This window comes from Dendronalium phyllosphericum CENA369, from assembly GCF_016056275.1.
GTDB lineage: Bacteria > Cyanobacteriota > Cyanobacteriia > Cyanobacteriales > Nostocaceae > Dendronalium > Dendronalium phyllosphericum.
In genome coordinates this window covers 1-11733 of the sequence record NZ_JAECZA010000219.1, presented here as the reverse complement: position 1 = coordinate 11733, position 11733 = coordinate 1, and the positions used below count along the sequence as shown (strand labels likewise).

At 42.5% G+C, this 11733-nt stretch carries 4 protein-coding genes and 3 pseudogenes; 4 read left to right on the top strand and 3 right to left on the bottom strand.

The genetic code is table 11. The features are described from left to right. Positions 1 to 79: 79 nt before the first annotated feature. Positions 80 to 1441 (top strand): annotated as a pseudogene (locus tag I8752_RS39135) (outer membrane protein assembly factor BamB family protein); the annotation flags it as partial. A 120-nt stretch (positions 1442 to 1561) separates the two neighbouring features. Here the strand turns inward: I8752_RS39135 and I8752_RS24245 are convergent. Then, positions 1562 to 1723 carry a DnaB-like helicase C-terminal domain-containing protein gene (locus tag I8752_RS24245; RefSeq protein WP_214434801.1) on the bottom strand — a complete coding sequence of 54 codons (162 nt, stop codon included), beginning with the start codon at positions 1721 to 1723 and terminating at the stop codon, positions 1562 to 1564. A gap of 311 nt (positions 1724 to 2034) precedes the next feature. Here I8752_RS24245 and I8752_RS24240 point away from each other — a divergent pair, with 311 nt between their 5' ends. Together I8752_RS24240 and I8752_RS24235 are read left to right on the top strand one after the other, a co-directional pair. Then, complete coding sequence (locus tag I8752_RS24240; RefSeq protein ID WP_214434800.1) at positions 2035 to 8346, top strand: PAS domain S-box protein; 6312 nt, start codon at positions 2035 to 2037, stop codon at positions 8344 to 8346. A gap of 4 nt (positions 8347 to 8350) precedes the next feature. Continuing rightward, complete coding sequence (locus I8752_RS24235) at positions 8351 to 8974, top strand: response regulator (protein ID WP_214434799.1); 624 nt, start codon at positions 8351 to 8353, stop codon at positions 8972 to 8974. A gap of 323 nt (positions 8975 to 9297) precedes the next feature. On the opposite strand, the gene I8752_RS24230 is transcribed toward I8752_RS24235, so the two are convergent. Together I8752_RS24230 and I8752_RS24225 are read right to left on the bottom strand one after the other, a co-directional pair. After that, a complete protein-coding gene (locus I8752_RS24230) occupies positions 9298 to 10383 on the bottom strand; it encodes an IS4 family transposase (protein ID WP_225895876.1) in 1086 nt (361 codons plus the stop codon). 155 nt (positions 10384 to 10538) lie between these two features. Next, a pseudogene (locus I8752_RS24225) lies at positions 10539 to 11274 on the bottom strand (IS1634 family transposase); the annotation flags it as partial. 92 nt (positions 11275 to 11366) lie between these two features. On the opposite strand from I8752_RS24225, the pseudogene I8752_RS24220 reads away from it, so the two are divergent. Continuing rightward, positions 11367 to 11733: pseudogene (locus I8752_RS24220) on the top strand (IS4 family transposase); the annotation flags it as partial.

The window sequence follows — 11733 nt, the reverse complement described above, 5'->3', positions numbered from 1 at the left end:
ATAAATTTTGATTGGTGATGTATCAAAACAAGGACTCACATCACGCCATACAATTTGATTTTTTACTGCTTGTGAGAAATCCGGGTTGTTCAAGATCGATGCACAGACGGGGGTACAGATTTGGTCAAATACTATCGCCAACTACATTAATGACCCAAGTATCCCACCAGCAAGCTCAGGCACACCTTACTCAACTATCCCAATAGCGATATCGCGTACAAGCCCAGCGGTTAAAGGGAATAAAGTGATTATCGGCAGCCAGGGTGGTGCCTACCTGATGGCAATTAATAAAAATACAGGCAAGCTAATCTGGAAGACAAAACTTGACGCTCATCCAACCGCCATTATCACTCAATCACCAGCTATTTATGGCAACCGTGTATACGTTGGGGTTGCCTCGCTGGAGGAGGGAGAGGCTTTCGTAAATCCAAATTATCAATGCTGCACCTTCCGTGGCAGCATGACATCAGTCGATTTGACTACTGGAAAGATATTGTGGAAGACCTACACTGTACCAGACAACGGTGGCCAAGTGGGGGGCTACTCAGGCGCATCAGTGTGGGGCAGCACACCAGCAATCGACCCCAAGCGAAAATTGGTATATATTGCAACAGGCAATAACAACGATGTGCCTCAGAAGGCAAAAGATTGCATCGCCAACCTCTCTTCATCAACGCCCAGCGATGAGTCGCAATGCCTCGATCCTAACAATCATGTTGACGCAATCATGGCACTCGATCTCGATACTGGCGCGATTAAGTGGTCGAATAAGCTGGAGGGTTACGATACGTGGACTGTTTCCTGCCAGTTTGGCATTGCGCGAAATTGCCCCGATCCCAAAGGAGAGGATTATGATTTCGCCCAGGCACCAATGCTATTTACTGTTACGAAGGGTGGAATACGGCGCGACTTAGTCGGTGCTGGGCAGAAAAGTGGTGTCTTTTGGGCGCTCGATCCGGATAGCGGCCAAGTCGTATGGAGCCAAATCGTTGGTCCTGGTGGCACATCGGGTGGAATCCAATGGGGTTCAGCCACAGATGGGAAACAAATTTATGCCGCCATTGTAAACACCCTATCCCAGGAATACAAGCTACAACCATCGGGTGAGACTACCACCGGCGGATCGTGGAGTGCGCTCGACGCAGCGACTGGCAAGATTATCTGGCAAACTGCCGACCCAGTCGGTGCGAAGGATGAGGGCCCAATGACGGTAGCGAATGGAGTAGTGTATGGTGGCTCAATGGCATCAGGACAAAGCGCGAATAATATGTATGCATTGGACGCAAAGACTGGTAAGATTCTCTGGGGTTTTAATAGTGGAGGGTCAGTGGTTGCAGGAGCAGCAGTGGTTAATGGTACGGTGTATTGGGGTTCCGGCTACAGCCGCTACGGCAAAGGCGAGCCTAATAATAAGCTATATGCATTCACAGTCTCTAAATAGAGAGCAGCTAGTGTTGTAGATGTGTTGCTAACCCTCATTTAAGAAAAAAGGCAGGAGGGAAAAGGGTTTTAGTTTAATTAACCTTTCTTAATATAGTTTTGTTTTTTCCCACTGACTTACTTACAATTCTTCGCGGTAGAGCATGATGACAACATCACTGTGTCGGCCAACTGCACCACTGTCTTTTAAATCACTTGGTACAGGGCGTTTATCGTTGCATTGTTCAACTTTGCGGTTGAGTTGAGACAAAGCCAGCACAGGCACATCCAAATCTTTGTCCAATCTTTTTAATCCCTGGCGAATTTTCCCGCTCGTTGGGTCATGTTCAACCGTGAATCAGTATCAAGAGCAATCAGTTGCAGATAATCGATAATGACAAGCCCAACGCCACCGAAATGGGATGAAGTTCGGCGAACTTAGCTATTAATTTCATTGAGCGAGGGACAAGATTCATCGTTAATAAAAATTTATTATTCACTTAATGTAAAGATTGTTTGACTTAAGGGTTGGAATTGTTTCATATTTCGGAGTTTGACAAACGATATACTTTCTAATATTAGAGTTGTTAATGACACTCATTGGGAGAGAGTTGAATGATTACCCTACCTGGAGTTGCCATTTTAAGCAAAATCTATGAAAGTTCGGCAACTCTGGTGTATCGGGGCATTAGAGAGCAAGATACCTGTGCAGTTGTCGCTAAAGTCCTCAAGCAAGATTATCCCTCTCCCCAAGAATTAACTCGCTATAGGCAGGAATATGAAATTACCCATTCCCTCAACATCGATGGCGTAGTTAGGGCATATAGCCAGCAGGACTATCAGCGCACGCTCGTCATCCTTCTAGAAGATTTTGGCGGCGAGTCTTTAGAACGCTTGCGGCAGCAGCAATCGGACTTCTACCCCATACGCTTATCGGATTTTCTTGGGCTGGCGATCGCCATCACAGAGATTCTGGGCAGAATCCATGCTGCTAACATTATTCATAAAGATATTAATCCTAGCAACATCGTCCTGAATCCAAATACTGGCGTTGTCAAAATGATTGATTTTGGTATTGCCACCCGATTCAGCCGCACCAATCCAACATTTAAAAGTCTCCATCTTCTAGAAGGAACCCTTGCCTACTTATCTCCAGAGCAAACTGGGCGCATGAACCGAATGCTCGACTACCGCACCGATTTTTACTCGCTGGGTGCAACATTCTACGAACTTTTGACCGGACAGTTGCCGTTTCCCGCTACAGACATCCTAGAACTAGTTCATTGCCATATTGCCAAAACACCTGTTCCACCACACGAACTGAATTCAAAGATTCCCAAACCTGTTTGCGAGATAATTTTGAAACTGATGGCGAAAAATGCTGAGGATCGCTATCAGAGTGCTTGGGGTATCAAAGCGGATTTAGAACACTGCGCCCAGCAATTAGCAGAAATTGGTCAAATTGACTACTTCCAACTAGGTCTTCAAGATATTTCCCAGCAATTTCAAATTCCCCAAAAACTGTACGGACGAGAAGCAGAAATTGGCGCATTATTAGCGGCATTTGACAGAGTAGCTAAAACGAAACACGAAGACAATTCTTCACTACTCAACGTCGAAATGATGCTGGTTTCTGGTTTCGCTGGAGTAGGCAAATCAGCATTGGTGCAGGAACTCTACAAACCCATCACGGCAAAGTGGGGCTATTTTGTTTGGGGTAAGTTTGACCAATTTGGGCGTAATATTCCCTACAGCGCGATCGCCCATGCCCTGCAACAATTAATACAGCAAATAGTAAGGGAACCAGATGAGCAAGTGCAACAGTGGCGCAATCGCCTGCTGACGGCATTGGGAAGCAATGGACAACTGATCGTTGATGTCATTCCTGAAGTTGAGTTAATTATTGGCAAACAGCCACCTTCACCGGAAGTTGGAGCAATTGAAGCACAAAATCGCTTCAATCTAACGTTTCAAAAATTTGTGCGGGTGTTTTGTTCAAAGGATCATCCCCTGGTAATTTTTTTAGACGATTTACAGTGGATCGACTCCGCCACGCTGAAGTTAATCGAGCTAATATTACTCGATGAGCAAACCCAATATCTATTTTTGATTGGAGCTTACCGAGATAATGAAGTGACTCCAACGCATCCATTAGCATTGATGCTGGAGAAACTCAGAAAACAAGGAACAGTGCTTCAGAAAATTACCTTAGCACCCTTAACGCCCGAACCGTTGAGTCAATTGATTGCCGAGACGCTAGATTGCAATATTGACACCGTTCATTCCCTAACCCAATTAGTATTACGTAAGACCGAGGGTAATCCCTTCTTTGTCAATGAATTTTTGCGAATGCTTCATAGCGAAAATCTGTTTTCTTTTGATGCGGAACACTTATGCTGGAAGTGGGACATAGCCCAGATTGAAGCCCAAGATATTGCTGATAATGTGGTGGAGTTGCTGCTACTCAAGCTGAAGAAACTGCCAGAAGAAACACGGCAAATTCTCAGTTTAGCCGCTTGTGTTGGCTCTGAATTTAATTTAGAAACTTTAGCGATCGCTTGTGAAAAATCACCTAAAGAGATTTTCCAGGATTTACTAGCAGCAATCCAAGCTGGATTAATTCAACCTATATCTGAATTAGACGAAAACTTGTTAGTTCAAGACTATAAGTTTTTGCACGATCGCGTACAGCAAGCAGGATACGCCTTAATTGATGAGTCACACAAACAAGTTGTTCATCTGCAAATCGGTCGCAATTTACTCGAAAAAAATTCACAAGAGCAGCGATCCGAACGACTGTTTGAAATTGTCGATCATTTTGCTCGGGGAATTGAGCTTGTCACCGATCCCGCCCAACGAACGGAAATTGCCAGATTGAATTTAATCGCAGGTCAGAAAGCAAAGGCAGCAACGGCTTATGAAGCATCTCTTAAGTATTTTAAGACAGGGCTGAAACTCATAGATACAGACAGTTGGCAGAGCAAGTATGACCTTACCTTAGCACTGTACTCCCAAGCAGCAGAAGCGGCGTATCTACATGGTTGCTTCGATGAGATGGAACAATTCGTAGAAGTGGTACTCAACCAGGCGAAGACAGTGGTTGACAAAGTGCAGATTTATGATAGCAGAATTCAAGCATTTTTGTCACAGAGCAACCTGAAAGAAGCACTTAAAACTGGGCTGGAAGTGTTAAAGCTCCTGGAAGTAGACTTAATAATAACTCCAAGTCAGTTAGACGTTGAAAGAGAATTGGAGGAAACATCTGCAATACTCGCTGGCCGAGAAATTGAAGACTTAATTAATCTGCCAAGGATGACTGCACCAGAACCGCTGGCAGCAATGTATATCCTAGCGAATATCACAGCTACTGCATGTATGGTGTCACCAGCACTGATAGTGCCGATTGGGTGCAAAATGGTAAATTTATCAATCAACTACGGTAACGCTACCTGGTCACCAATGAGTTATGTTACCTACGGATATTCTCTATGTGCAGTTGTTCAAGACATTGAACTCGGCTATAAATTTGGCAAATTGGCTCTAAGCTTGGCAGAACGATTGAATACTAAAAAAGGGAATGCTAAAGCATTAGTGTTATTTAGTGCCCACGTCATGCATTGGAAGGTGCATCTTAAGAACACAATACCAATGCTGGTTGATGCTTATCAAAACGGAGTAGAAACTGGAGACTTTGAATTTGCTAGTTATGCTGCATATCATGCATGTTTTCGCTCGTTTTTTGTTGGTAAGGAACTTATTCAACTGGAACAAAAAACGGCAACCTACAGCAAAGCAATCAGACAAATCAGACGGGAAAACCCCTCTAATTGGACTGCACTGTTATGGCAGACAATCCTTAATCTGTTAGATAAGTCTGAGAATCCCAGCCGTTTAATGGGTTGTGTCTATGATGAAGAGCAAGCGCTATCGCACGCTATTGCCGTTAAAGACGGACATGAAATTCAATTCTTTTATTTATTCAAAGTTATATTGTGTTATCTATTTGGGGAGTATCATCAAGCTGCACAAACTGCTATTTTAGCAAGGCAGTCTTTAGAAGAGTTAACAGCAATAACGTTTGTACCTTTATTCTATTTCTATCATTCTCTGGTGCTTCTAAGCCTATGGGTTGAGGCTTCAAACTCTCAAAAAGAAGCTTGGCTAAATTGTGTGAGCACCAACCAAAAAGAGATGCAGAAATGGGCAGATCATGCTCCAATGAATTATCTCCATAAATTTTATCTAGTCGAAGCAGAGAAAGCGCAAGTATTAGGGCAATTTTTTGAGGCTGAGGAGTTTTATGAACGCGCTATATCAGGTGCTTCGGAGAATGAGTTTATCCAAGAAGAAGCATTAGCTTATGAGTTAGCGGCTAAACATTATTTAGCGCGAGGTCGGTCAAAAATTGCCCAAACTTACATGAAAGAAGCCCACTACTGCTACGATCGCTGGGGTGCAAAAGCTAAAGTTAAAGACTTAGAAAATCGCTATGGGCAGTTTTTTTCTCAGTCTTATAGAGAAGCTCCCATGTCAACCCCCACTACTTCTAAAACTACCTCTAATACTTCAAACATCGCTTTAGATTTAGCGGCGGTAATGAAAGCATCCCAGGCGATTTCTCGTGAAATTGAATTAGAGCAGTTGCTTCGTTCCTTAATGCAGATATTAATCCAGAATGCTGGCGCTCAAACCGGATTTATAATTTTGGAAAATGCAGGAGAATGGGTAATTGAAGGGACTGGTCAACTAAATGATAGTGATGATGAGAATGTCTACACTACACAAGTGCTGCAATCCCTTCAGATTATAAATCGCCTGCCTGAATCAATTATTAATTATGTAATTCGGACTCATGAAACTGTTGTCTTAAATGATGCGACTCGTGAAGGTGCTTTTATCAATGAGCCATATATTCAACAAAATAAAACTAAATCTATTTTCTGTTTGCCGCTACTCAATCAAGCTAAGTTAGTTGGCGTGTTGTATTTAGAAAATCAGTTAGCAGTCGGAGCATTTACACCAGAGCAATCGCAAGTTTTGCAATTATTATCAACTCAAGCAGCGATCGCGATCGAAAATGCTAAACTCTACTCAAAGCTGCGTGCTAGTGAAAACAAGATGACCCAATTTCTGGAAGCTGTGCCAGTAGGAATTGGAGTTGTAGATGCGGTAGGTCACCCATACTACTCCAATCAACGGGCAATTCAGCTATTGGGTAAAGGAATCGATCCTGAGGTGAGAGCAGATCGACTTGCAGAAGTTTATCAAATTTATTTAGCGGGAACAGATCGACCCTATCCGACTGAGAAAATGCCGATTGTGCGGGCATTGAGCGGCGAACGCACTAGGGTTGACGACATAGAAATTTGCTCCGACAACGCCAAAATTCCAGTCGAGGTTTGGGGAACTCCAGTTTATGACGAACAGGGCAATGTAGCCTATGCGATCGCCACCTTTCAAGACATTAGCGAGCGCAAACAAGCCGAGAAACTGCTAGCCGACTATAACCGAACTTTAGAGCAACAGGTCGCCGAACGAACAGCAGCGTTACAGAAAAGTGAAACGAATTATCGCAACTTAGTTCAAACCGCAAACTCAATCATTCTTCGCTGTGATGCACAAGGACGGATTCAATACCTAAACGATTATGGGCTGAGATTTTTTGGCTATGAGGTACATCAGATTTTAGGGCGTACCTTACTCGAAACAATCGTTCCAGAAATCGAAACCTCTGGGCGCAATCTCAAACAATTCATCCACAATGTATTTTATCATCGTCTCGACCCTACCTCTTATCTGCAAATGGAGAATGAAAACCTGTGTCGAGACGGCAGAAGAGTTTGGGTTGCCTGGTCAAATCAAGCCATTTTAGATGAACAGGGAGATTTAGTTGAAATTTTATCGGTTGGCAATGACATCACCCAGCGCAAACAAGCAGAAAAAGCCCTACAGTGCAGTGAAACTAAGTTCCGTAACATCTTTGAAAACTCACAGGTCGGCATCTTTCGATCGCGCCTCTCGGACGGATTAGCTCTCGATGCGAATCAATGCATTGCAGAGTTGTTTGGCTTTAATTCACCCGATGAGATGATTGGGATTGTATATTCCACAGACTTTTATGTAAATCTCAGCGATCGCCAACAAGTCGTTGAATTGTTGCAGCGTCATGGTGACCTGCAAAACGTTGAAATTCAAATGCGAAAACGAGACGGCACAGCGTTTTGGGGGCTTCACTATTTTCATCTGAATGCAACCGATGGATATATGGAAGGTGTGATTACAGATATTAGCGATCGCAAACGTGCCGAGTCAGCTTCGATTTTGGAAGAACGCAACCGGATGGCACGGGAAATACACGATACGTTAGCGCAAGCCTTTACAGGCATTGTGCTGCATAACGGCACAGCGATAGAGCTAATGATAAAGAAACCACAGAAAGCTCAGGCACACATGGAAACGGTGGATGAATTAGCCCGTACTGGATTGACTGAAGCGCGGCGATCGGTGGCGGCGCTGCGACCTCTGCTGTTAGAGTCGGGAGACTTATTGAGTGCCCTCAAACACCTAACCGCTCAAATGAAATCTTCTACCGATACCCATATTACCTGTGAAGTCATCGGTACAGCCTACTATGCATCACCTGATGTCGAGAATAATCTACTACGCATTGGACAAGAAGCCCTAACCAATGCGATTAAATATGCCCATGCCACAGAGATTCAAGTTGAATTAGTTTACGAGCAAATGCAGTGCTGTTTACGAATAAAAGACAACGGGCAGGGATTTGACACTAACCAAATAATCATGAATCAAGGATTTGGCTTATTGGGGATGAGCGAACGGGCAGAGCGTATTGGCGGTGAACTAATCGTCAACAGTCAGCCTGGTCAAGGCACAGAAATTGTTGTCATTGTGAATTGGGAGTAATGTCATGAGTTTAGTCATTCGCGTTCTGATTGTTGAAGATCATGCCATCGTCCAGCAAGGATTAGCAGCCATCATCAATGAAGAATCTGATATGACTGTTGTGGGTCAAGCCAAGGACGGGATTGAGGCGATCGCGTTATTTTGCCAAACGCAACCTGATGTAACCCTCATGGACTTACGAATGCCCCAAATGGGAGGCGTTGAAGCGATTAGTACGATTTGCGCGGAATTTAAAACAGCCCGCATCATGGTATTGACGACTTATGACGGAGATGAGGATATTTATCAGGGGCTACGGGCAGGGGCAAAGGGATACCTGCTCAAGGACTGTAGACCTTGTGAATTGCGAACCGCTATTCGTACCGTTCATGAGGGGCAACAGTATATTCCACCGCACGTTGCTGCCAAATTAGTACAGCGCATGAATCATCCAGAATTGAGCCAGCGTGAGTTAGAGGTGCTTCAATTGGTGGCACAAGGTATGAGCAACCTGGAGATTGCTACTGCTTTGAATGTTAGCGAAAGCACGGTCAAATCAAATATCAACCGGATTTTAAGCAAGTTAGGGGCTAAAGATCGCACCCAGGCAACCATCATCGCTTTAAAGCGAGGAATTGCTAGTCTTTAGTTTCATTATGCCAACTTAAGTTGAAATAAATCTTAACTTAAGTACAATTGAATCTGAGTACTTCAGATAGCTTAAAGGCGATCTTTTTGTCACTTAAAATATGGACTCAGAATTGATGACAGCTTCAAGCTGATTCCATATATTAAATCATATAGATGTTAGTCAGGATTGACAAGAAAGAGATTTCACTGTGCTTTTCATAGTTATTCAATTTTCCACTGATATTAAGATTAGAAACTGGAACTTGAAAGAGGTTTTGAAAACTTGTTACCAATTTATCGATAGTTTTCATAACTTTTCAGGCTGACGGGGTGACAAAGAGGTTAAAAAGCAGACTGGATAAGAGCCATAGCCCGTAAACCCTTCTGAAAATAGGGTAGTTTACCCAGCTTTAAACGCATGAGTTGATCGGCTAAATCAGCCCAAAATTCCATCGCACCTACCCATAATTGACCGTACAAACCAATCCAAAAGGCGCTATGTCGGCGGTGTAATCGTCGTAATTCTTTTAAACGACCAACATATTTTTGCAATCCCCTTTTTTGGGAATTACGACCTGCTAAAATCGCACAAGTATAGGCAATAGCAATTAGTAAAATCAGTGTCATTAATCGTTGATTATCAGCAAAAGTAGATTCCAGATTATAGCCACCGGTCTTACAGTCACGGAACATAGCTTCAATGCCACTCCGCAGCTTAAATGCTTTAATGGCATCGGCAAGACTGTCAAGATTAGTTAGCAAAAACCAGCCTGTCGGTTCAACTTTTCCCCGATATTTACGCTGGTGATATCCAGCGAGATTAAACTTCGCAAAACCTCTTTGTTTGGTAGCTTGAACCCCCTGAATAAAGAACGAGATCCCAGGTTTTAATCCCAAAGCTTGTAATCGTTGGTATGATTGATTTTCTTGCCGAATATAAGTCCCTTGTTTTTGACGCAGTACAAAGTCAACTCCTTTGCTATGTAACCAATTCGCCAGTTTGATGCTATGAAACTCCCTATCACCTAGCACTAACATTTGGTATCCCTTAAACAAACGCAACAATGGGCGAATTAATTTTTTCTGCTCACCCAAATTACTACATCCTCTTTTTGGTAACAATAGCCAGTACACTGGAATTGCTCTTTTTTGTTCTATGAGACTAATTACGAAGACATTTTCGCTGCGCCACTGTGTTCTATCAATAGCAAATATCAGTCGTTTTCCTGCTGTTGTCGGGGTATTTTTGACCCATCGTTTGATTAAGGGAAACCACAGATATGAAATCGACAACTGGGGTAATAGTAAAAATCTTTGAATACTCCTTCGCCGACTTTCAAATTTTATGGGTTGTGGAAATACTGTTGCTAGCTTCTCAATTGTCACAGTTTTATGAAATTGCAACAGCATTAGCAAGATTTCTAGCATCTTGTACTGCGCGGGTGTCAGTACATTTTCAAAGCAACTTTGGTAGAATTTAGCGAAGATTATCATTTGATAGGTCTTGTTGAGAATACTTGACCTATCTTTTTTTACCCCAAAACGGTCACGCTCCTTTATTTGCTTTACTTCAGCCCCTCTGTCACCCCTTCAGCTCGTTGGGTTTGAATATCAATTTTAAATAAACCACTAGTTATATAACGTTTAAGAATAGCTGCTACAGATGTTTCCCACTCATCAGGTGAGGTGAGTTTTTTCTGGCCACGCCGAGGTATTTTGAGTTGTTCGAGAGCATCGGAGGTTTTCTGTATACGTTCGCGTAGATAATTTTCTTCTGTCTGTGCAATGCTAAATGAATGTACTACTAATTGTCGCTCTTCCCAAGATATTTCTTGTTCGTCAATCTCTACTTTTTGGAGAAATTTTAGTTCAAATCCTTCAGCAATATCTCTAGTTTTTCCGTCTGCATAATCGTAATTGATAATAGTCAACTCTTGTTTTATATCCCAAACTGGTTGAAGATATTCTATTAATTTTTCTCTTGGCGATTGCTTGGCATTTAAAGGACATAGATAAAAATCACCACCCGACACAATATGGTTTCTCGTCCCAATTGATGCGATTTTACAGTCACCAATATATAGTAATCCTGACTGTTTTATTGTTGAACGTACTCTTTCTATGGCTGGAATATATAACGGGTCATCGGCTTTTTCCCCTGACAAGATTTCCGTTGCAATTGGCATCCCTAATGGGTCTAATGTCGATAACATCCTCCTTGACTTGTGCCAAGTCCGGACGATGATCTTTGCTATGTCCCCATTGAAATAGTCCTTCGGGATTTACCCCACAGTGGCTCGATGCTGTTGTACTATCCAAACCAAAAGTGTTGAATGTTAAGAAAAATCGGATAAAAACAGCCCAAAATATGTTAAATTTTGGGCGAAACATTAAAGTATATCTATTTGATAGTGATTATAAATTCATTTCCCAAGATTGTCAAAGATATCCTGAGAGGACTGCCAAAAAACGATTATCCAGTATTAAACAGTCGTCTGTTCTTTGAGTGCTGGCTATCTTATGCTCTGGATAACAGCTTAACAAGTATGCGAGATTTGTTTAACAGATTAAACAATACAGGATTTGAGGTAGATATTTCTACTTTTTCAAAAGCAAACTTACATCGAAGCCAGAAACCTTTTCAAGAAATTTACCAAAAACTAAATGAATTAGTCCAGAAGAAAGTTCCAAAAAAGTTACACGATAAATATGCAATTTGTCCAATAGATTCAACAATTATTACTCTCACCAGCAAATTGTTATGGGTACTAGGACACC